At 38.0% G+C, this 22556-nt stretch carries 22 protein-coding genes; 6 read left to right on the top strand and 16 right to left on the bottom strand.

Annotated features, from left to right (window positions below):
- Nucleotide 1: 1 nt before the first annotated feature.
- Nucleotides 2–1297, top strand: coding sequence for an MFS transporter (locus E4N80_RS02385; RefSeq protein WP_253700144.1), 1296 nt, complete (start codon nt 2–4; stop codon nt 1295–1297).
- On the opposite strand, the gene E4N80_RS02380 is transcribed toward E4N80_RS02385, so the two are convergent.
- From E4N80_RS02380 to E4N80_RS02345, 8 genes are all read right to left on the bottom strand, one after another.
- Nucleotides 1253–1591, bottom strand: coding sequence for a type II toxin-antitoxin system PemK/MazF family toxin (locus E4N80_RS02380; protein WP_253700143.1), 339 nt, complete (start codon nt 1589–1591; stop codon nt 1253–1255). The genes E4N80_RS02385 and E4N80_RS02380 overlap by 45 nt on opposite strands.
- Nucleotides 1578–1772, bottom strand: coding sequence for a hypothetical protein (locus E4N80_RS02375; RefSeq protein WP_253700142.1), 195 nt, complete (start codon nt 1770–1772; stop codon nt 1578–1580). Before E4N80_RS02375 ends, E4N80_RS02380 begins: the two co-directional genes overlap by 14 nt.
- Nucleotides 1773–1904: 132 nt before the next feature.
- On the bottom strand, nt 1905–2390 hold the full coding sequence (locus tag E4N80_RS02370) for a hypothetical protein (protein WP_253700141.1): 486 nt from the start codon (nt 2388–2390) through the stop codon (nt 1905–1907).
- Nucleotides 2391–2421: 31 nt separating this feature from the next.
- Entirely contained in the window at nt 2422–3015 is a 594-nt protein-coding gene (locus tag E4N80_RS02365) for a CbiM family transporter (protein WP_002668179.1), read from the bottom strand.
- Nucleotides 3016–3032: 17 nt separating this feature from the next.
- Complete coding sequence (locus tag E4N80_RS02360) at nt 3033–3818, bottom strand: energy-coupling factor ABC transporter ATP-binding protein (RefSeq protein ID WP_253700140.1); 786 nt, start codon at nt 3816–3818, stop codon at nt 3033–3035.
- The gene (locus E4N80_RS02355; RefSeq protein WP_253700139.1) at nt 3806–4519 is read right to left on the bottom strand and encodes an energy-coupling factor transporter transmembrane component T family protein; all 714 of its coding nucleotides are present in this window, start codon (nt 4517–4519) and stop codon (nt 3806–3808) included. Before E4N80_RS02355 ends, E4N80_RS02360 begins: the two co-directional genes overlap by 13 nt.
- A 221-nt stretch (nt 4520–4740) precedes the next feature.
- A complete protein-coding gene (locus E4N80_RS02350) occupies nt 4741–6318 on the bottom strand; it encodes a glycoside hydrolase family 57 protein (protein ID WP_253700138.1) in 1578 nt (525 codons plus the stop codon).
- Nucleotides 6305–7009: a DUF4912 domain-containing protein gene (locus E4N80_RS02345; RefSeq protein ID WP_253700137.1), complete on the bottom strand. Its 705-nt coding sequence runs from the start codon at nt 7007–7009 to the stop codon at nt 6305–6307. Before E4N80_RS02345 ends, E4N80_RS02350 begins: the two co-directional genes overlap by 14 nt.
- A gap of 260 nt (nt 7010–7269) precedes the next feature.
- On the opposite strand from E4N80_RS02345, the gene flcA reads away from it, so the two are divergent.
- Both flcA and E4N80_RS02335 read left to right on the top strand, forming a co-directional pair.
- Nucleotides 7270–10641, top strand: a complete 3372-nt coding sequence (gene flcA / locus E4N80_RS02340; RefSeq protein WP_253700136.1) for a periplasmic flagellar collar protein FlcA — start codon at nt 7270–7272, stop codon at nt 10639–10641.
- A 30-nt stretch (nt 10642–10671) separates the two neighbouring features.
- Nucleotides 10672–11430: a hypothetical protein gene (locus tag E4N80_RS02335; RefSeq protein WP_253700135.1), complete on the top strand. Its 759-nt coding sequence runs from the start codon at nt 10672–10674 to the stop codon at nt 11428–11430.
- Nucleotides 11431–11458: 28 nt separating this feature from the next.
- On the opposite strand, the gene thrS is transcribed toward E4N80_RS02335, so the two are convergent.
- A complete protein-coding gene (gene thrS / locus E4N80_RS02330) occupies nt 11459–13216 on the bottom strand; it encodes a threonine--tRNA ligase (protein ID WP_253700134.1) in 1758 nt (585 codons plus the stop codon).
- A 213-nt stretch (nt 13217–13429) separates the two neighbouring features.
- Between thrS and E4N80_RS02325 the strand changes: the two genes are divergently transcribed.
- Nucleotides 13430–14404: a hypothetical protein gene (locus E4N80_RS02325; protein WP_253700133.1), complete on the top strand. Its 975-nt coding sequence runs from the start codon at nt 13430–13432 to the stop codon at nt 14402–14404.
- 12 nt (nt 14405–14416) lie between these two features.
- Complete coding sequence (locus E4N80_RS02320; protein WP_253700132.1) at nt 14417–15094, top strand: response regulator; 678 nt, start codon at nt 14417–14419, stop codon at nt 15092–15094.
- Here the strand turns inward: E4N80_RS02320 and cmk are convergent.
- From cmk to murC, 3 genes are read right to left on the bottom strand one after another with little or no spacing between them, the layout of a single operon-like run.
- On the bottom strand, nt 15086–15649 hold the full coding sequence (cmk, locus tag E4N80_RS02315; RefSeq protein ID WP_253700130.1) for a (d)CMP kinase: 564 nt from the start codon (nt 15647–15649) through the stop codon (nt 15086–15088). The genes E4N80_RS02320 and cmk overlap by 9 nt on opposite strands.
- A 9-nt stretch (nt 15650–15658) precedes the next feature.
- Nucleotides 15659–16525, bottom strand: coding sequence for a YicC/YloC family endoribonuclease (locus tag E4N80_RS02310; RefSeq protein ID WP_253700128.1), 867 nt, complete (start codon nt 16523–16525; stop codon nt 15659–15661).
- Between the two features lie 14 nt (nt 16526–16539).
- Complete coding sequence (gene murC / locus E4N80_RS02305; RefSeq protein ID WP_253700126.1) at nt 16540–17982, bottom strand: UDP-N-acetylmuramate--L-alanine ligase; 1443 nt, start codon at nt 17980–17982, stop codon at nt 16540–16542.
- A gap of 92 nt (nt 17983–18074) precedes the next feature.
- Here murC and E4N80_RS02300 point away from each other — a divergent pair, with 92 nt between their 5' ends.
- Nucleotides 18075–19427 carry a bifunctional folylpolyglutamate synthase/dihydrofolate synthase gene (locus tag E4N80_RS02300; protein ID WP_253700124.1) on the top strand — a complete coding sequence of 451 codons (1353 nt, stop codon included), beginning with the start codon at nt 18075–18077 and terminating at the stop codon, nt 19425–19427.
- Here E4N80_RS02300 and E4N80_RS02295 read toward each other — a convergent pair.
- The 4 genes from E4N80_RS02295 to rsmA are packed head-to-tail and all read right to left on the bottom strand — an operon-like array spanning nt 19360 to nt 22544.
- Complete coding sequence (locus E4N80_RS02295) at nt 19360–20145, bottom strand: pseudouridine synthase (protein ID WP_253700122.1); 786 nt, start codon at nt 20143–20145, stop codon at nt 19360–19362. The two genes, E4N80_RS02300 and E4N80_RS02295, sit on opposite strands and share 68 nt — an antisense overlap.
- A complete protein-coding gene (locus tag E4N80_RS02290) occupies nt 20139–21158 on the bottom strand; it encodes an RluA family pseudouridine synthase (protein ID WP_253700120.1) in 1020 nt (339 codons plus the stop codon). The genes E4N80_RS02295 and E4N80_RS02290 overlap by 7 nt, the downstream gene beginning before the upstream one ends.
- Nucleotides 21145–21654, bottom strand: a complete 510-nt coding sequence (locus E4N80_RS02285) for a DUF8521 domain-containing protein (RefSeq protein WP_253700119.1) — start codon at nt 21652–21654, stop codon at nt 21145–21147. The genes E4N80_RS02290 and E4N80_RS02285 overlap by 14 nt, the downstream gene beginning before the upstream one ends.
- On the bottom strand, nt 21651–22544 hold the full coding sequence (rsmA, locus tag E4N80_RS02280) for a 16S rRNA (adenine(1518)-N(6)/adenine(1519)-N(6))-dimethyltransferase RsmA (RefSeq protein ID WP_253700117.1): 894 nt from the start codon (nt 22542–22544) through the stop codon (nt 21651–21653). The genes E4N80_RS02285 and rsmA overlap by 4 nt, the downstream gene beginning before the upstream one ends.
- Nucleotides 22545–22556 lie beyond the last annotated feature (12 nt).

Here is a 22556-nt window from a genome sequence, read left to right as displayed (position 1 = left end):
TATGCAAATTCAAAAAAGAACGGAAAAGCGTAATTTATTTTTAATTTATTTCGGTACAATAACTTCGTTGATAGGCGATGAAATAGGAAGCGTAGCTATTTCTATCTGGGTCGCCCTTCAAACAGATAATCCTATAAATTTTGCCCTTGTTTATTCTGCAGCCAAATTTTCAAGAATTGTTTTTTCTCTTTTTTCGGGTTCAATCGTAGACAGCTTTAACAAAAAGAAGATTTTATACTTAAGCGATTCGGCCCAGTTTGTTTTAAATATTTTTATTCTATTTTTGATTCTTTTAAATTTGGATTTTAAGTTAAAGGTATTTTTGTTTTGCCTTATAAGTGTTTTGCAAGGTTTTTGCCTGTCCATCTTTAAACCTTCAAGCAGAGCAATTTTGCCCGAAATAATAAATAAAGAAAATTTAAAAAAAGCCAATTCGGTTTTGGAAATGAGTAAGAGCTTAATTTCAATGCTGGCAGTCATCTTTGCGGCAGGGCTTGTGATGCTCTTAGGCTGTGAGGTCTGTATTTTAATAAATGCCATAACTTTTTTTATATCCGCCCTATCCGAAATTTTTATCCGTTACGATTTTAAAAAGAAGGATGAGCAAAAAAAAGCGGAGTCAAAGTTAAAAAAAATCTTTGACGGGTACCGCTATGTTTTAAGCGAAAAAGAACTTTTAAGATTTGCATTATTGGCTTCATGCTTAAACTTTTTTTGTACACCTATTTTTTCTAACATACTGACCTATCAGTTTAAGACGGTTTTTATGTTTAATTGGCAGTCGGCTTTTTCTGTAATAAATAAATTTTTAAAAGATGAAAAATCTTTTTTAACTCTTCTTTCAACAATTGTTTTTTTCGGTTTAGGAATAGGAAATATACTGGGCAGCCTTGCTTCTCGAAAAGTTTCCGGTAAAAATATAAAATTTTTTGCTTTGGTTTTGCCGGCCTTTTCTTTTTTGATTTTAGGTTTTTACTTTTGGTTTTTAAAAGAAAACAACTTTTTATTTAATGTAATCTTACTCGGCAGTATTATCAGCTCATCCGCCCTGCTTGCAGGTTTCAGTATGGGCGTTTTTAATGTCTATGTAACAAGCCTTTACCAAAAAAAAGTGCAACCCGAATTCTCAGGAAGATTTTTTGCCTTTAATACCGTGCTGATTCAAATATCTTCTCCGATAGGAATGCTTATCGGCAGCAGTATCGCTGCAATAGGCATTTTTTATCCCGTCTTTCTTTTCGCCGGCGGCATTTTATTTTTTAGTTACATAGTCTATTGCCGTTTCTATTTTATCTAACACTAATTGATTTATTTTTCCTACAAAATGTAATAATCTTTTTTTATCAACTACCATTGTTTGGTGAATTAATGCTACAGAATCTTTTGGAAGTTTTGATTCATCTTTAGAAATAAATACATTCCCAAGATGATCGGATAACAAAGTATTTGATGTAAGAGGAATAACAAGTTTGGTATTTAAACGATTTAGATTTTCTTTATCTGATTGGATAATAATTACAGGTCTTATAAAACCGGGTTCACTCCCAAACGGCATACCGAAATCCATCATATAAATATCACCACGTGTCATCTTTAAGATACTCCCATGCAGTTTGAATACTTGTCTCACTCATCTTATTAAAGGCATCTTCTTCCGACAAGGTTTTATTTTTAGCAATTTTTTCGGTAAGATAGTCAAGATAATTCACAAGTTCTTGATAATAATACTGAGGCAAAGCTTTTATACGTTTCTCTAAAATTTCATATGACATTATAAGACCTCCTTACTTATTAGTATTTACAGTGTAACATATAAGTCGAAAAAATACCATACCGGAAGAATTTGCCGCTCATTATAAGCAAAACTCAAGTTAAAATGAGCGGCAATATTTTAGGCATTTGTTTTAAGCTTTTTTATCTAAAACCTTTTTTTTAAATGTTCTAAATTCAAAAAAGAGAAAAATAATGGCGCAGGTATTTAAAACGGTTAAAATTGTGGGGAGCTTACTAAGCCTCTTTGTTTTCCCGATTTTTTTAGATTTTGCGGAAGAATCGCCGGAAGCGGATTCGGCCGTTCCGCTTTCATCCGAGCTTTCTTCTTCGCTTGCTTCCCAATAGGCGACATGGCCTGCCCCATCCGAAGCTTCGGCCGACATTACTTTAAGAGAAGGATCAAAGCGGTAAAAGCCCTTATCGTCTACAACACCTTCTTGAATTACATCAAAGCCTCCGTCGGAATAAAGAGTTACCTTTGTTCCGGGGGTAAAGCCTCCGCCGTCGTACTCAACCTGAAAAACTCCAGGTTCGACGAGTTCCAAAAACATTGCATGAGAAAAAGCTGCAAAGCTTACAACAAATAAAAACAATAAAATTAAAGTATATTTTTTCATAATTTTACCTTCTAAAAAACAATTGATTTTCCTATAAATTCCGTTTAAACCAATCGGGCCTCGCCTTCATCATGAGCTTGACGGCAAAGCCGGTAATTACAGCCTCGACCGCCATAACTACGGAATGAGAAACAAAGATAGCTATAAATGTTTCTTTTGCAAAACTTCCGCCCGTCATAAGAAGAACCGATAAAACCAAAACAACAAAGATAACAGACAAGGCTCCTACAACCATTCCCTTTAAAAGCACATTATCGCTTTTCCAATTATAAAAAATAATTGCCGATAATATTGAAGAAATAGAAAGCATCAGGGTGTTGGCTCCGAGGGTTGTAATCCCGCCGTGCTGGAACAAAAGGGCTTGCAGCAGCAGTGCGGGAAAAAATGCAAGGGGAGCCCTACGCCCGACAATAATTCCTATCAGTCCGCACATGAGCGGATGAACCGAGCTCGGCGGTATCGGAATCATAATCAACGAAATAGCAAAAAAAGTTCCCGCCATAAGACTTATTTTCGGGATATCCTCTTCTTTTGTTCCTTTGACGGCAAAGGCAATTCCTACCGCACTTGCCGCATAACCTACGGCACAAACAGCCGTCGATAATCCTCCATCGGATATATGCATAAATTCCTCTCCTTTATTTACAATAAATTTAGGGCATCTTCAACAGAACGGGGAGCAGGGTTTTTATGACCGAAAAGCCTTGCAAGTTTAGGCATAACAATACCTGCTCTTTGCAGCACTTCCGCATTATTAAAAATGCTCACGGCATCTCCTCCTGCAATCAATTCTCCCTCGTTCATCACATAAACATTATCGGCCCACTCATAACAAAAATCCTGATCGTGGGTCGAAAAAATAATCGTCTTTCCTTCTTTGGAAAAATCGTCCAAGATAGCTTTAAAGGCAGCTTTTACCTTGCTGTCAAGACCCGAAAAAGGCTCATCGCATACGATGATTTCAGGTTCCATAACAAGAACACCGGCTATGGCACAAATCTTCTTTTGGCCCAAACTAAGCTGGTAGGGCGAATAATCTTTTAAGTGCTCGATATTCAGTTTTTTTAAGATACGGTCAACAGCAGCTTCTACTTCTCCCCTACCCATACCCAAATTCTTTAATCCGAAGCCGATGTCCTCGTAAACGCTTGTCAAAAAAAGCTGATGGTCGGGATAATCGAAGAGGAAGCCCGATTTTTTTCTTACGGAATTTAAGGTCTTTTTAGAAACCTCTTCACCCAAAATATTCACCCTTCCGGTTTGAGGCAAAATTGTTCCGTTAAGATGATAAAGGAGGGTCGACTTTCCGGAGCCGTTTAGACCGACTACGGCCGTTTTTTTCCCTTTTTCAAAATGAGCATTTATATTCTTGATTGCATTCCTTCCATCAGGATAAGTGTAGGATAAATTTTCTATTAAAACAGCCATGGAATCTCCATAAATCTTTCTATTAGTGTGAGGCTTATAAAAAGCAAAACGAAGAAGACAAGAAGGCTTATGTAAAAGGGCGAGGCAATTTTTTCGGGTTTAAATTTGGTTTCGGAGGTAAAGCCCCGTGCCCTCATCGCATTATAAACCTTGTCGCCGTGATCCGCCGCCTTTAAAAAAAAGCCGCCTATCATTTCGCCGTAGGTTGAAACCTTTGAAAAGGTGCGGGCATTGTCAAAACAGCGGGCACTCATAGCCTTTGCAGTCTTGTCCAGATCCGTTCTTACCATAAAAAAGTATCTAAAGGTAAGGGAAATAATTTGATTTAAAAAATTGGGAAGGCCGAGCTTCATAACGCCTTCGACCAAGTAAAGGTAAGAATATTTTGAAGAAATAAAGGAAATCGTCATCATCGCACACATCAGCCGCAAGATGAGCTTTGCAGAAAAATATCTTTGTTCTATCGGAACATTGTAAAAGCCCCTTATTACAAAGGGAAGCAGGACCATTATCACAAAGGGTAAAACACCCAGAATCGATTTGAGGTTTTTAATCCTTTCAGGCGAAAAAATCAAAATCACGGAAATAACTATAAAAACCCAGGCTATCAAAACTTCTATGTGCTTAACGCTCGAAAGATAGAACAAAAAAAAGAAAAGAATATATAAAGTTATGTGAGGCGCTTTTTTTAAGCTTTCCATAATCGTATAACCTGACTTGGGTCCTTATTTTATAGCACTTTTAGAGGAGAAAGACAAGGGGGCGATTAAAAATGTACATCCTGAGTACATTTTTAATCTTAGAGTTTGCGACAAGCGCAAACTCTCAATGTTGAAACCACGGACATCCGTGTCCGTTTATGAATGTACATCCTGAGTCCGATTTTTATCTTAGAGTCGATTTATGTCAACTATTGCTGCGTTTATTTTTTACGGCTAAAAATACGGTAATTTATATCTTTAAAAACAGGATACTTACTTTCACGTTCTGAAAGCCATTTTGCATCGGGAGAATCTGCCCCAAGAGCCTCATAGGCTGCCGTAAAAGAATTGACATGTTCTACAAAACGCCTTTCTGCAAACTCCTTAAGCTGCGGATCATTTATATAAAGGGGCCAATAAATGGACTGTAAAAGAAGAACTTCCCTCGCTGCAGCATTTAAAACGCGCTCTTTTAAGCTGCCGTCTGCAGGAAACATCTCGACAAGATCTATCATCCTCTCGGTAATCTTAATGATATATCTATACATCCAGTCGTTTTCTTTTGTTAAAAGTTCATCCGCATAACCGGCCCCCAAAAAAGAAGAAAAAAACGGCTTAACGGTATAAAGCTGCTTAGACAAATTAGCTGCAACTGAAGGTAACATAGTTTCCAACTCTTCATTATCATTTATCAAACTAAAAACCTGCTCAAGCCAGATAATACCTTCACACCATTTTTTACCGAAAAAATCGGATGAGATAATCAAAAGAGAAAACGGCGCTTCACATCCCCCCGTTTCTTTAACGGCTCTCAGAGCCTCTGCACGCGAGTTTACATAGGATTCGGCATCTGCCCGAATTTGAGCATGAGCTTTTTGTATATCATAAAGAGTTTCTTCTTCATCCTTTGACCAATACCGAAACCCTATTGCCCGCCTGCCCTTTGAAGTATCAAATACTGTAGCTAAATATTCTTCGGATTGTTTAAAACCGACATCATTTTCTACGTCGATATAAAGCTTATTTTGAGGAAAACCGTTGGACTCATCATAAATAGAATTACACGCGGAAAGATCACAGGCTAAAAATTTTAATCCGTTTTTTGAAGCTGCTGCCGAAAAGACCCCGGCAGGCGGAACCTTATCCGAAAGCAAAAAACCTTCCGAAGAAACAACCGTATAATCATAGCCGTAACTTCTTATAATATCATCCAAACCGTCAAAATAAGCCATAGAAGGAATCCAAAAACCTGATGGAACGGCACTAAAATGCTTGCGGTAATTTATCTGCCCCATTTCTATCTGTGCAGCAATAGCTTCCGGCATACTCAAAAAAAACGGCAAAAAAGAATTAGTTGCAGTCGTTGCCAATAATTCTACATAACCTTGACGGGCAAGAGAATCAAACTGCTTTAAAACATTTCCTCCGCAATCTTCGAAGATCCGCTTATCATCGTTAAAACGCTTTAAATTGTACTGAATAAGTTTTTTTGTATCTGCACATTCTGCAAAACATTCAAGTTCTTTTTTTGCAAACTCGATTTTGCGCTGAACATTTTGGCGGTATCTATCCTGCAAAACCTTGTCGGCAAGCATATCGCATAGTGCGGGTTCAAAAACGACACCGATTTTAAACGGAATATCATCTTTTTGTAAGTTAGAACACATTTTCAAAACAGGCAAATAAAGATAAGACAAAGCGTCAAAAAGCCAATCTTCTTCCACCAAGCCTTGTTCAACTTCATTACGCACATAAGGTAAATGAGCATCCAAAATAAAAATTAATTTATAATCTTTCAATTTTCGGCTCCTCTTCTACCCTAAAAGCCTGTCGATAATTTTTAAAATGAAGCTTCTTTAATGCGGAAATTCCTGAAAGATATACCGGCGAACTTACATCATTGTCAAGAACGCATAAATTATTAGGAATATTTTCCCGTTTAAGTCTTATAAGATTAGACTTTGCTAAAACCGAAATTTCTCCTTCAATCTTACGGGAGCATAATTCTACCCTTGTTACCGAATCATTAAAAGAAAGATAAAAATACCTGCTTCTATCGGTATCTGTAATATCAATATCAAAATAATCATATGATTCGGCCAGATTATTTTCAGAAAACAAAAGGACCCTTAAAAAGAAAGAGTCAAAATCAGGATCATTTACTAAATTTACAAATTCGGGCTTATAAAAATCCCAAAAAGCAAAGGCCCACATGGGATCTCGTATCAGTACATGAATTTCAGTCTTGTTGTAGGAAAAAGCCAAGCCTGCATTCCCTTCATCATCCATTTCATCATCTAAAAACAAATCCTCATTACCGATTTTTAAAAACTTGTTATCAGATACATTAGAATCTTCCTCTATTTCAAGCAGCTCTTCAATTATCACATTTCTGCATAGCCCTTTAGTCACAAATACACCGCAATCATCGGCAATTTGTAAAAGCTCATCCGTAGAAACGGATTGTAAATAACTTTTTGATAAATTCACACATTTCCCCTAAATCAGCGGATTTCGCCGCCAAGCTACACTATTAAACTAGTCCATAATAATGCAAAAAAAAGGCCGTTATGTCAATAGAAGTAAACTATAAAACAGCCTTTTAGCGGCACCATTAGTGAGATTATCGGCATTTATACTTGGTTTCTGAACAGGTTAAAACTCATTGAAAAAAAACTCCTTTTATGGTATAAAATAATATATCAAGTTGAACCAAAATAAGCCGAAAATAAGGGGGGAGGCCCGCTCAAATGCCCAGTATAAAAGAGCTTGAAAAATTTAAGAATCAACTTCTCACAATAGCAAATGAACCCGAAATTACGGCTAAATGGGGGGAAAGACGTGAAGATCTTCCTTTACCCAAAGAAATGCCTGTTCCTGATGTAAATGTGGATGAATTATTAGGTTTTAAAGAAGACAAAATTTCACCTGAAAAAGAACAGGATGATTCTTCGGAATTTGATGCGGCAGATATCTTTCCTATAGAAGAAAAAGATGAAAGCGAGGAAGTTTCCCAAGACTTTGACAATATGCTTTCCGGTTTGGACCTTGAAGGACCTGATTCATTGGATAACATGGGCAGCCTAGATGATGACGGCTTTGATGTGCCGGAAGCCTTGCTCTCCGGCCTAGGGGATATGGTTGAAGATGCCAGAAGCAAAGACTCCGCAAATACGGATGACGGAACAGATGATATTTTCCCCGATTTTGACACGGACTTCGCGGTACAAGAGCCTGATTTAGATGATACAAACAAACCAGACATAGAAAATACAGCCGATTTAGATGCTTTTAATACTGGAAAAGACGATCTTGAAGAAATCAAAGATGAGGACACTCCTTATCAGGAAATCGAACCCTTGGAAGATGCCGGTACATCTTTCGAACCTGCAGATTTAGGCATAACTGCATCAAATAATACCGATAATGATGTAGACGAACTTGAAAGCATAGATTTTTCACCCGCGGAAGAAGGTCTTGCGAGTGAGGATTTTGCTCCTCTGGCTAATAATCCTGAAAGCATAGATATGTCGCCGGAAATAGATGAACTTGAAGGCCTCGACATATCACCTGAGAAAGATGCTATGGAAAGCTTCGATCTATCACCTAAAACCGGTGAACTTGAGGACATTGACCTCTCATCTGAAACCGATGAACCCGAAAGTTTGGATCTCTCACCCGAAACTGATGAACTTGAAAGTCTTGACCTCTCACCCGAAGACGGCGGACTTGAAAGTATGGATATTTCTCCCTTTTCAGATAGCCCTGAGAGCATAGACCTGTCTTCTCCACAATCTGATGAAGGAGACTTTTCAAGCTTTTCCGCCTCATCAGAACCATTGGAAACAAGCCTTGAAAACTCTTTATCCGGAGAAAGCTTACAAACCTCGGACGAGCCCGGCTTTTCACAAGAAGATTTTTCATCTCAAGGAGCCGGCTTTACTGACATAGATATTCCCGAAATAGACGAGCACACAGCCTTTGCCATAGACGACAATGTTTTAAATACGGAAATGGGCGCCGGAATGGATGATTTTTCGGTTCCTGAAAGTTTTATCCAATTTTCCCCCGATAAAAATTTTAAATTTTTTGAATCAAAAAAGCCCATAGATGAAGAAGAATATGAGGGGAAAATCCCCCTTTCAATTTCTGAAGAAGATTATGACTACCTAATAGAAAGAGTTTCTTCATTTCCTCTCAATTTAAGGATAGAACTTGAAGACTATCTTGTAAATGTAGACGATTCCGAATTAAACAAGATGGAAATCGTTCATTTAATTGTAAACGATGTTTCTTTAAAAAAGATAGTAAACAAATTAGAAGGTATTCTAGATAAATCCATCCCTATTCCGAGAGGATTCGATAAAAAATCCTATGAAGAATACGAAAAAGAAAAACGCAGCTTTAAGTACCGCTTTGTAAATAAAATATTACCCGTTGCAATTTTAACTACTGTAGCTCTGGGATTTATCCTTTCTATTTTTGTTCTTGTATGGCAATTTATATACAAACCGGTTGTAGCCGAAGGCTTCTATAAAGAAGGAATGACCAGTATAGAATCGGGTCAATATGAAAAAGCTATCAAACGCTTTGATGAAGCAGGAACATATAAGAAAAAACGAAAATGGTATTTTAAATTTGCAAATGCATTCCGTGAAAAAAAGCAGTTTCTATCCGCAGAAACAATTTATGAAAGGCTTTTATCTGACTTTAACCATGACCGCCAAGGCGGTATCGAATATGCAGATATGCTGAGTACCGATTTACGCAACTATGAAAAGGCCGAAAAAGTTCTCAAAAGAGGCGTCCTAGACTATCACATAAATGACCAAGGTAGTCTTTTAGCCTTAGGAGACGTTTATTTGGACTGGGCAGATGAAGATTCAACAAAGTATGAAGAGGCAAAAAAAACCTATGTAAGCCTTATAAACCTTTACGGACCCAAGGATGTATTTTCAGGAAGAATGATGCGTTACTTTATCCGTACAGACAATTTAGCCGAAGTTTTGCCCTTAAAAAACTATTTTTTAAACAAAAAACTACCGGATGAAGACCTTATCGAGCTTAGCGGCTATCTTCTAGAAAAAAGATATGAACCCAAACCTACCGATTCTGAAAATCTGATAGGAAAAATAGATGACCTGAGGGAACTTTTAGAAAAAGCCATCAAAAAAAGGCCTGAAAGCCCTGAAGCCAATTATAATATGGGCCGCTTCTTTTTACACAATCAAAAAAATGAAGCAGCCAAGGATTATCTTGTAAACGCAATAAACCTCTACGAAGACAGCATAAAAATGACTCCCAAACGCACTATCAGGCAGATAGATTCAATGCGCCTTTACGGAGAGCTCATAGCAGGCGATAAGCTTTATAACGAGGCCCAAGAAATCTATGCAAAAGCCTTAGCCAAGTACGAAGCTTACACAGCTCAAAAAGGCATTTATCCGTCCCCTGTTATCGGAAAACTTTACGCAAACTATGGAGATATTTCTTATTTTATAGCAGGAGATTATGATGAAGCCTTGGATGCTTACGAACATGCTGTCCGTGAATTAAATAATAGTCCCTCAATTCAATATAAGATGGGCTACATCCATTATCAAAAAGAAAATTATTCGGATGCGATGAAGGCCATGACCCTAGCTTACAGCGAAAAACCCAACGATAGAAACCTTTTATACGGCTTTGGAAATGTCCTATTTAAATATACCAATTATTTTGCAGCCCAAGCTTACTATGAAAGGCTGATGGAATTACTGGAAGCCGAAAAAATAAGAAAGGGAATTATTTTCCCGCAAACCCGTGTTGACCATGCGGAATTTGTTGAGGACTATATGCATACTTCAAATAACCTTGCAGTAGTGCTTAACAGGATAGCCGTTCAAAACGGAGATTCCAACAAAAACGGAAGAGCCATATCCTTGTTCGGAGAATCGACAAGGGCTTGGGATGCTCTAAACAGAAATCCCGAAACTATGATTCGGGCAAAAACGATAAACCTTGCTTATGCAAATATTCAAAACATGGTAAAACCACGGTCTGCCTTTGTACCGGAAATTTACAGCGATATTCCTAAGACCCTTGAAAACGAAAAAATTCTACAACAAACGGAAGACAGATAGGCGAGGCTGAAGATAAAACGGAGAGAAATTATGAGCAAAAAAACAAATTTATTTTTTTCCACATTACTTTTAATTTTTTTAAGTTTTAATATCTATGCTCAAGAAGCGAAGCCTCAACAAGAGGCAGAACAAAAAACCGAAGAAACAAATGAGGCTGATCAAACAAAAGGTTTAACAAAGGTTCCATCAGACTTCGGGTTTTATATAGGTACGGAAATGATATTCTCCAGCCTGAAAAAACAAGCTGCTCCGCCAATGGGAGCCGCCTTAAACCTAGGAGCAGAATATGAATACAAGGGCATAAAAAAATTAAGTATAGTTCCGTCCTTGGATTTTTCTCTTTTTCACTATGGTCTTCGCAAAAAAAAGGCCTATATTTGCGAAATTGAAAATAGAACGGCTCTTACGATGAGCTTTTTATTTGATGTTCCTTTTTTAGCAAGGTTTGACTTAAAAAGATGGACAATCAGTATGGGCGGAGGTCTTGCTTTTTTTATACGATTCGGCTTGCTTGAACCCGGAATAAAACCTGAGAAAACCGGAACTGAGGGATTAAGTTCAGTAAAAGAAGTAAAGGAAATAAACCGGTATTTTTGGCAAAATGGACGCTTTATTTATCCATCACTGCGCATTAAGGCCGAATATACTCTACCCTCAGGCTGGAAAGCCGGTGTACAACTTAAAGCTTACCTGCCATTTTCAAACCTTTGGGATAAGCTCGTCAACAAGGGTTCGGACGGCTTAATAGTTCAGACCGGTATTGTTTTACACCCTGCAGTCAAAAAATAGGTATTCACAAAAATCTTTTAATTTCTTCCTATTCCGCATCAATAGCAAAAGAATCGACCTTGTCTTTTAAGAATGAGATAAATTCATCTAAGGTCATAACCTTTTGACCGCCTTTTCTCATTCGGACAGCAACGGAATTATTGTCCATTTCGCTTTGGCCTACAATCAGCTGATAGATGACCTTTTCTTCTTGGTGTTTTCTGATTTTAGCATTCATTCTATCGGTTCCGATGTCGGCTATAACCCTAAAGCCTTTTTCGTCCAAGATTTTTTGAACCTTTTGAGCGTAGTCATTAAAGGCGGGAGCTACGGGAACAATAACCGCCTGCACAGGGGCCAGCCAAGGAGGCATAATACCCGCACAGTTTTCTATCAAGATTCCTATAAACCTTTCCAGTGAGCCTATAACTGCCCTATGAAGCATTACAGGATGATGCTTATTGTTGTCATCTCCAATGTACTCGGCATTAAGTCTTTCGGCAGACGGAAGCTGATAATCCAGCTGTATGGTACCGCACTGCCATTCACGGCCGAGGGCATCGATTAGAGTAAACTCCAGCTTAGGCCCATAAAAGGCACCCTCGCCTTCTGCAATTTCATATTCAAGCCCGGCATCTACACAGGCATCAGCCAAGGCCTTTTCCGCCCTGTCCCATGTAGCATCGTCCCCCACCCTCTGCTCTGGACGCGTAGAAAATTTAACAAGAATTTTACCTTCAGCAAAGCCGAAATCTGCATACATGCGCTTTAACAAGGTACAGAATTTTGCAACTTCGGAAGAAATTTGCTCTTCGGTACAAAAAATATGGGCATCATCTTGAACAAACCCGCGGACACGCATAATACCGTGTAAAGAACCCGAGGGCTCATTTCGGGTACAAGAACCGAATTCGGCTAAGCGCAGGGGTAAGTCCTTGTAGCTTTTAATTCCCTGCTTAAATATTTCCACATGACCAGGACAGTTCATCGGTTTTAAAGCAAAGAGGCGTTTTTCGCTTTCGGTTATAAACATATTTTCTTTATACTTAGCCCAATGGCCCGACCTTTCCCACAAGGAACGGGGCATAACAAAGGGTGTATGAACCTCAAGGTAGCCGTCTTCCTTTATGCGTTGTCTTACATAATTTTGCACGGTCAAATAAAGAGTCCAACCCTTGGGATGCCAAAATATTTGCCCGGGATTTTCTTCATCTATATGAAATAGATTCATAGCCTTTCCGATCTTTCGATGATCCCTCTTTTCGGCTTCTTCAAGCATAGCCAAATATTCTTTTAAATCGTTGGGCTTTTCCCAAGCCGTACCGTAAATTCGGGTAAGCATGGGTCTTGTTTCATCGCCGCGCCAATATGCTCCGGCTACTTTCATAAGTTTAAAACTTTGAGCATTTATGTCGGCCATCGAGCATACGTGGGGGCCCCGGCAAAGGTCGGTAAATTCACCGGACTTATAAATACTTATCTCTTCGTCTTGAGGCAGACCTTCAATCAACTCGACTTTAAAAGGCTGATCTTTAAACATTTCAAGAGCTTTCTCGCGGCTTATCACTTCTTTTTCAAAATTTGAACGGGTAGTTAAAATTTTACGCATTTCTTTTTCGATTGCGGGTAAGTCATCATTGTTTATGGGACGAGGCAGTTCAAAATCATAATAAAATCCGTAATCGATAGCAGGCCCGATAGCAACCTTTGTCCCCGGAAACAACTTGACTACGGCTTCAGCCATAACATGAGCAGTACTATGCCTCAGAGTACCTAATTTTTTTGACTTTTCTTGTAAAGTTGACATATTTTCCTCTATACTTATGCTTGGTATGTATTGTTAATTTTAAAAAAAAGCTATATACTATTTATAGTTTAAAAGAAACATTAGCATATCGGCATCAGTATACTCTATTGATTAATCTTGAGTCAATAGAGTATAATACATAAACTAATGGAAAAGAAGAAAAATGCCGATAACAGGTTGAGGCTTTCTTAATCTAAAACGGAGGAATCTAAGGTGAAAAAAATTTTAATAAGTATTTTTTGCATTATTCAGTCTTTATTTATATTTGCTCAAAACATGACCGAGCCTGCTTCAAAGGCCGATGTTTCTATAAGATTTTATGACAGGCGTGTTTATTATCCGGGCTCCGGATCTTCCGAACCTATTTTTGTACAAATTTCAATTACAAACAATAATCCCGAAACCCTTCGATTTAAACTTGCAGATGACAGGTCTTTTAGTATAGATTTCGGAATTATAAACAGTAAAAACAGACAATTGCAGCACACAGCAGAATGGATGAGAAAAAGAAATACTAACCGCCAAATTTATTTCCGCGAAATAACCTTGGAACCCGGAGAAACATATTCTTTTATCGAGAACATAAAAGATTATATCGAAATTAGCGAGCCCGGAATCTTCCTTGTAAATTCTTTGTTTTTTCCCGAATTAAAACGGTATTCGGACAATTCGGAAATGCATGTTATTTCAAATAAGTTAAGCCTCGAAATAAAACCGGCACCTTCGGCAGCAGCCTTAGGTTCTCTTCCGGTTTCTCCGCTTTCAGGCGAGATATTACAGGCAAAACCCATTCCGCCCGATCAAGTAATAAGTTATCTTTTAACTGCCCGCCAAAAATCCCTATGGGAGCAATTTTTTCTCTATATGGATTTGGAAAAAATGATATCCAGAGATCCTTCCCGAAATAGAAGATTTAAGGCCGAATCCGAAGCCGGCAGAATGGAAATGGTTGAAGTGTACAAACACGAATTAAGCCAAGAAAGAGTAGACAAGGACATTGCCGTTATTCCGGTAGAATTTAAAATAGAACATACGGGCTACACAGATACCAAGGCAGAAGTTAAGGTAATAGAATGGTTTGAATATTCCAATTTTAGAGAAAAGAAACGCTTTACATATTTTTTGGCTTCAAAAGATGGAATATGGACCGTATATGATTATATAGTCGAGAACTTAGGAACAGAATAAGGATGAGTTTTAATGAAAGCATTATTGATTTCGGATTTACCGCGTTCAACTGATGATTTGCAGCCCCTTTTTTCGGAGTATAAATTTGACCTTATACATTACCGCTCTCCGCTAAAAGCCTTGGACAATATTGAAGAAATTAGTCCCAATATTGTGCTTATCAATACCAGAGACTTTCCGCGTCATTGGAAGCCTATTACACAGCATATCCGATGGGATACTTCAAGAGAAGAAATACCGGTAATACTTTTGACTCCGCCCGATTTTTCGGCAGATGAAGCAGACAAAGCAATGTTTTTAGGAGTCCAAGGCATTATAAACTTAAAAGAAACCGATAATTATAACGACGTTCTTGAAGAGTTACGTATGATTTTTAATAGGTATAATTATAAGCATATCAAAAATCTTGAAAAGAGTGTCCAATTTTTATTTACAAACCCTATAGACGAAACCATAATAACAGGAACGGTAAAAAACCTAACCGACAACGATATAACGTTTTTACCGGATATGCCTGTCAATGCGGGTAATTTAAATATAGACATGGTTCTTGATCAATGTTCCTTAAAAATAGAGCATAACTTTATAGTTCCAAATTGTAAAATAATTTCAAATGACGGTGTTCTAAATTTAAAATTTGTGGATTTATCCGATGAAGATAAAAAAACTATTACCGATTTCTTAAATTAAAAGGCCTTCGGCATAAAGTTCGTCTAATATCTTGTCCACAATTTTTTCAGGTGCAAGGTCGTCCGTGTCTATGATAAGATCGGCTTTTTCATATTTTGTATTATCGATGCCGTATAGCTCTTTATATCTCCGAGTATCTTCCATATCCCGCAAATCGGTATCAGCCTTTATTTTTTCTATATTGCCGCCCTCTCTCTTTTGAATTCTTTTTGCACGTACATCTATTGAAGCCCTTAGATAAACCTTCAAATCAGCCTTTTTTAAAAGCCAGATAGCCAATCTTGACCCCAAAACACATGAGCCTACAGAGGCAAGTTCAATCTGTTTTTTATCTACCATTTTATCGAAAGAAAAATCGTTTTGGGCTCTTTTTAAAACTTCTTCAAAAGAAATATTAAGTTCTTCTGCAATATTTTTAAAAGTATAATTTACGCAGGGCAAATTTAATGCCTTCGCAGTTAATGTAGACACCGTAGTGTTTCCGCAACCGGACTGCCCGGAAATTGCAATTCTCAATTCCTTTCCTTTAGGGAGTTTATAATTTCGCTCTTTCATTCTTTACCCCTACTCTACATTTCTGCTTTGCTCTCTTATGTTTTCAAGAGCGTCTTTTACTTCGATAATAGACTGAGACATTTCAATCATCTGATTTTTTGAACCTATAGTATTTATCTCCCTGTTTATTTCCTGACAGATAAAGTCGAGTTTTTTACCTATGGGTTCATTTTTTTTAAGCTCATGGGATAAAGAATTACAATGGGCTTCAAGCCTGACAATTTCTTCGTTGATTGTATACTTAACGAGCATTACGGCAACTTCCTGCATAATGCGCTGTTCATTTATTTCGCTGCCTAAAAGTTCGGTAAATCTTTCTTTAATATTTTGACAAAAAATTTCTTCCATTTGAGGCGCATATTTTTTTATCACCTTCAATGAGGCGTAAATCCTATCCAGATTTGCCAAAATATCTTTTTTTAAGACATCTCCTTCATCAAGCCTCGTCTTATCGTATTTTGTAAAGGTTTCTTCAAATATGGGAAGTAAGGTGTTTTCCCAAGCGGGAATATCTATATTTCTTTCTATAATGATTACGCCGTCCTTTTCGGAAAAGCGGTTTATATCTATTTCGGGGTTTATCCCGGCAGCCTCAGCCACCTCCCTCATAGCCTTTGCATAGGCCTTAGCAACCTTAGTGTTGGTAAGGATATCTACATCTATATCCGCATCCTTTACATGGAGGGAAACTTCAACCTTTCCGCGGGCTATTCTTTCAGAAAAGAAAGCTCTAAAAACAGGCTCAAGGGCAGAAAGCCAAAAGGGAAAATTTAAATTTAAATCCAAATATCTTGAATTATAGCTTTTTATCTCCAAACTTATAAAGGAATTAGGTTCGGTCTTTTCGGTAAGGGCATAGCCCGTCATACTTTTCATATATTTTCCTTATTTTAACTAAGCTCTTTTAAAATTTCGGTACCCAAAACATAGTTATCCCCCGCACCAATCGTAATAAAAATATCCCCCGGCTTTAATTTTTCTAAAACAAAGTTTTTTGCGTCCAATACTTCATTAAAGAAAAAGACGTTTTTATGATATTTTTTTGTGCGGTTAAAAAGGAGCTCTGCATCTACCTGCCCCTGATATTTCTCTCGTGCCGAACTGAAAATCTTGTGCAAAATCACCATATCGGCATCTTCAAAACAAGAAGCGAATTCTTCCAAAAGAGCTTCCGTCCGGGTATATGTATGGGACATAAAATCTGCAATTATTCTCCTTTTCGGATAAAATTGGCGTAAACCGCTTAAAAGCGACTTAATTGCCGTAGGATGATGGGCATAGTCATCATAAATCAATATATCCTTTGATTCTACCTTACCTATTAACTCTGTACGCCTCTTTGCTCCGGCGTATGAAGAAACGGCCTTTTTGATGGCAGAAATATTGGCCATCGAAATTTCGCCGTATTCTTCTTTTAAAAGGCTGACCGAAAGGGCTATTGCAGCAGCGGCATTTAAAGCATTATGCTTTCCCGGAATTTGCAGATAAAACTCCCCGGAAAAACCGGCAAGAGAAAAATAAAGTTTTTCGTCATGTACGTCTAAAACAGTCAGTTTATAATCTCCCGAAGCATTTTCCCCATAGGGAATAAAGATAAGATCTGGCCTGCTCGAAAAACTTAAACGGGCAGCCTCGCAAGCGCCATCATCATCGGCACAATAAAATAGCTCGCTGAAGTGGGGAAGCCTGTCTATATACTGCAAAAAGGCGGTCAAAATAGACTCATAGGTCGGATAATAATCTTGATGATCCGATTCAATTCCGGTTAAAATTATCTTTTTAGGGTGAAAGTTTAAAAAATGCCTTTTATATTCGCATGTTTCGGCAACAAAATATTTTGAACCGTTAAGCATTGTGCATGAATCGCCGAAGCTTTTTATCACGCTTCCGGCTAATACCGAAACGGGAAGTTTTAATTCTTTTAAGATAGAACCCGTAATGCCCGTTGTGCTGGTCTTTCCTTGGACGCCTGCAATACCGCAAGAATAGGAGTGACGGGACAAGGCGCCTATAGCTTCGGGATAAGACATCTTAGGGAGGTCTTTTTGTTCTACCGCATACATTTCTTCATTATTTTCAGGAGAATAGGCCGCCGAATAGATAACAAGCCCGGTATCATCAGGAATATTATCGGGAGAAAAGGGCGAAAAAATATCTATATTAAGTTTTTTTAAAGCAGTATCAGTATAAAAATTTTCAGGCACATCGCTTCCTAAAACCACGGCTCCCTGAGAAACCAAAATTTCCGCCAAAGCCGTCATTCCCGTACCCTTGATACCGATCATATAAATCTTAAAACCTTTTAAATTATCGGGTAGAATAACTTGACACATGCATATATAATATTCTATATTCTTTTTTTTAGCAATAGGGTGAAGCTCGGAACAGCATCATTGATGCGGAACCCAAGACCCGGAGGTCTTATATGAATACCGAAGAATTCAGTAAATGGCTTGATGCCTTTATAAATTATGAGCGGAATGCAAATAAAAATGAAGATAATCTTAAAAAAATGCGGAAATTTGCTCATTTTTTCGGAAATCCTCAAGACGATTTTTTATCGATTCATATTGCAGGCTCAAAGGGAAAGGGCTCCGTTTCTACCATGATTGCATCAATTTTAAAAGAAATCGGAAAAAAAACAGGCCTTTATACATCTCCCCATGTATCGGACTTTAGAGAAAGAATAACCGAGGCAGGAAGCTTTTTTGATGATGAGGCCTATTCTGCCGCTTATAAAAAAATCGTTGAGGGCTTTGAGGCTATACTCAAAAAGGAGCCCGAAATAGACCCCGGTTGGTTTGAAATAGTTACGGTTACGGCCTTCTTGCTTTTTAGTATGCAAAAAACGGATTGGGCGGTTATCGAAACAGGGATGGGCGGAAGGCTTGATATGACAAATATCCTAAAACCTAGAGCCTGCGCTTTAACTCCCATTGAGCTTGAACATACCCAATATCTGGGAAATACTCTCGAAAAAATAGCTTTTGAAAAAGCGGGCATTATAAAAGAAAACACTCCCGTCTTTTGCTGTAAACAGCCTGATGAGGTGCTGGCTGTCTTTAAAAAAAGAGCAAAAGAATTAAATGCGGATTTTTTTTATATCCCCGACATCCTAAAAGAACCTGTAAATTACAGCCTTTCAAAAGCGGGCTTAAAAATAGATGTAGAATTCAAAACTTCGGATAAGCCGGGCAGCCTCTTTAAAAGACCTATAAGCTCAAACCTAAAACTCCTTGACCTAATTCAGGCGGAAAACGCAGCCCTTGCAGCATGTACGGTAAAATATCTTTTTCCTAAAATGGATGAGGCGCTTATAGAAAAAGGGCTTGCATCGGCCTGGCTCCCTGCCCGCTTTGAGCTTCTTTCGGATAATCCCGAAATTATAATAGATGGAGCCCATACAAAAAACAGCATTGCCCTGTGCATGAGTACTTATACAGAGCTTGTAAAAGAAAAAGGCACTCTCATCTTTGCTTGTGCCGAAGACAAAAATGTAAAGGACATGGTTCCTTTTTTTAAGGATAATTTTACAAAAATCATCGTTACAATTCCGGGTTCTTCAAAAAAGAGTAATCCCGATTTAAGCTATAAAATTTTCCAAGAAGGGCTCAAAGGTTCTTCCTGTATGGTAGAAAAAAATGCGGGCTATGAAGCCGTAATAAAAAACGAGATAATCGAATGTAAAGAAAAAAAGCGCCCCCTTCTAATTACAGGATCATTTTATCTGGCGGCTGAAGCAAAAAGGATACATACTCTTTTGAGTCCTCAAGATTAAAGTCTTTTTTAGGCTCAGGAAAGGAAAGACCTACGGCGTAAAGCTGCAAAGGGTAAGAGTGATCTTCTATTTTTTCTTGCGGAAAATCTTTGAATTTTTCGTTGTATAATGGATCTCCATAAATAGGCAAACCGATAGAAGCCAGATGAGCCCTTACCTGATGCCTAAATCCTTGAGTTAAGGTGCAGGTTACCCTCGGCATCGAATCATCTGTATCATTTATATCGATAATATTGGTCGTATACATTTTACCGGTAGAACAAAAATCTCTCATACCGTAAAAAACGGGAAGAACCATTTTTCCCTTAGGGCCGTAACTTCTAAACTGGCTTGAAATTATATATGGAAGACTCGCCGCTGAAAAATCCGCATTTAAATCCGCCTCGTTATCAACATCCGTAAAGGCGGCATAGGTTTTCTTTATCAAATTGTTTACTTGCATTAAATTTAAAGCATCATAGCTTTCTTGATTTTTTGCTATTAGAACCAAGCCGCTTGTTGCCGTATCAAGCCTGTGAACAAGGCCAGCCTCAATATCCTTTTTTCCTTTTACTGACTCTGCTTCGGGGCATCTTTTTAAAAACCATGACACCAATGTTGCTTCTTCATCTTCCGTAAGAGGAGCCGTAGGCATTCCGCGAGGTTTATATAGAACGGCATAAGCCTGATTTTCAAAAATAACTTCAGCTTGAGAAGAAAATTTACAATCAATTAACATAGAGCCTCCCGTATCAGTATTTGTTTAAAATCATTAGGGATAGGAGCCTTAAATTCTTTTTTTGAATTTAAGCCGTCAGGAATTATCAGCTTATAAGCATGAAGCATAAGCGGCATACCGGACTTTTCAAGCCCTGTCTTTTTTTTGCCGTAAACCTTATCGCCTGCAACGGGGCATCCCATAAACTTGGCGTGTAAGCGGATTTGATGAGTCCGGCCTGTGTAAATTCCAAAAAGGACCAAGGACATTTTTCCGTTGGATTTCAGAACCTTATAGGCTGAAAGAGCAATTTTTCCTTTTGTCAAATCGGCAGAAACGCTAAATTTTTTTCTGTCGGAACTTGATCGAAAAACAGAAGTCTTTATCCTGCCCATTTTAGGCGGAACACCGTCAAGGACTGCAAGGTAATATTTTTTTACCGCCCTTTTTTTAAAAAAAGATTTTAAAAGCTTTTCGGTTTTTAAATTCCTTGCCGTAATAATAAGCCCGGAAGTTTCCTTATCCAGACGGTGAACAATACCCATGCGGTAAGGATCTAAAAAAAAATCCTCAATATTTTTTAAGTTCCCTTCTTCACTTAAAAGACTATTAAGAGACTCGGCAAACTCATCCCTAATTTCGGAATCATAAAGCCTGTAATAATTTAAGGCATTTACAAGGGTATTATCCCAATTTCCGCCTGCCGGATGCGTTACCATGCCCCTTTCCTTGTTTACAACAATTATATTTTCGTCTTCATAAATTATATTAAGCGGAAGTTTTTGAGGATGAGCATATTCGGGGATCGGATTATCCCAAACAAGCTCAATAAGGTCTCCGTTTTGAACATTGCGGGAAAGCTTGGCTTTTTGTGAATTTACAGAAAGAGACTTTAAGCCCGTCTTTAATTGAGAGCGGCTCAATTTTTTCAACCTTTCGGTACAATAAACATCAATCCTGCAAGGCGATTCAAGGCCGTCAACCTTAAATTTTTCGGATATCGACTTAAAAGGAACACTCTTATTGAGCGTCATCGGATTCCTCTGTTTTTAAAGTTTCGGTTTCTTCACTTTTATTTTCTTCAATGGGAATCAACAAAATCGCTTCCTCTTCATTTTTTTCCTCAAGTTTTTTTTCATTGGCTCTTTTAATTGAACGGTAGGTTAAATCTATTATTGCAACCCCCAAAGAAATACCGACAGCCGTTAAAAAAATACCCAGTTGTTCCTTTTCGGTAAGTTTTACCGCAATTTTGGCATCTTTAATAGGCCATGGATTATAGGCCGGATCCCCTTTATGAGCTATTGAGCGGCCAATATCGTAAGCCCAAAACGACAAAAGCGAAACAAAGGGCAGCGCACCGAAACTTATAATCTCAAAGCGGCGTAAATCCTTTTGCCATTGCTTAAACTCCTCGGCCCCATAAGGATCTGGGGTTCTTGAAACCGTTGTATCTTCAGCGTAAATCGGAAAAACGGAAAAAAGAGAAACAAAGAAAATTAAAAAAGCAATTTTTTTTGTATGCTTCATTTATTTTTATCCAAAGAAGAAATTATATCAGAAAGAAGTAAAAAGTCATATAGGGCAAGGGACTCGGCACGCAAATTTCCGCTTAAGCCTGACCTTTCTAAAACAAGATCGATCTTATCACCGTATCCGTTTGATTTCATCCACGAACCTAAATTGTTTTTTATATTTTTTCTGCGCGAAGAAAAAAGAGCTTTGACTATTTTGATAAAAAGCTTAAAGTTTTTATATTCTGCAAATTCTTTTTTCGCCTTAAACAAGACGGCAGCGGATTCTACATTTGGCTGAGGCCAAAAGGCTGAGGCCGGAATTGTCTTAACTATCTTACACTCATAAAACAAGGAGCAAAGGACCGAAAATGCCGTATAGTTTTTATTGTCAGGCCTTGCAGTAATTCTTTCGGCAGCTTCCTTTTGCACGGTGAAGAGCATTGTATCAAAAACAACTCCGGCTTCTACAGTAGAAGCAATTAACTCGGAAGCAATGTTATACGGAAGATTGCCGAAAAAAACATCGGGCTTTCCATTCTCTTTTAAGTATGGAAGCCAGTTTTTTTGAACATCCCCTTCAACAAGAGTAAAATTTTGTTTTGAGCTTTCTAAAAAGAATTTCTTTAAAAGAGAGATAAAGCCCTTGTCAATTTCAAAGGCGGTAAGATTAACTCCCTTTTCTAAAAGAAGATAGGTCATAGCTCCAAGACCGGGGCCTACTTCCCAAACCCTTGTTCCATTATCAAGATTTAAAAAGGAAATCAAGTTCTCGCGGATCTTTTTATCTATTAAAAAATTTTGGCCGAATTTTTTTTGCATGGCAAAACCCAAAGTCTCTAAAAGAGCCTTGAGTTCCGCCGGAGAATCATAATTCGGAAGACCTAAAAAAGCCCCGGAGCCCATCAATACCGCATC

The sequence above is a fragment of the Treponema denticola genome (genome assembly GCF_024181605.1).
In the GTDB taxonomy this organism is placed as follows: Bacteria; Spirochaetota; Spirochaetia; order Treponematales; family Treponemataceae; genus Treponema_B; species Treponema_B denticola_B.
This window is presented reverse-complemented; position numbering and strand designations above follow the sequence as displayed.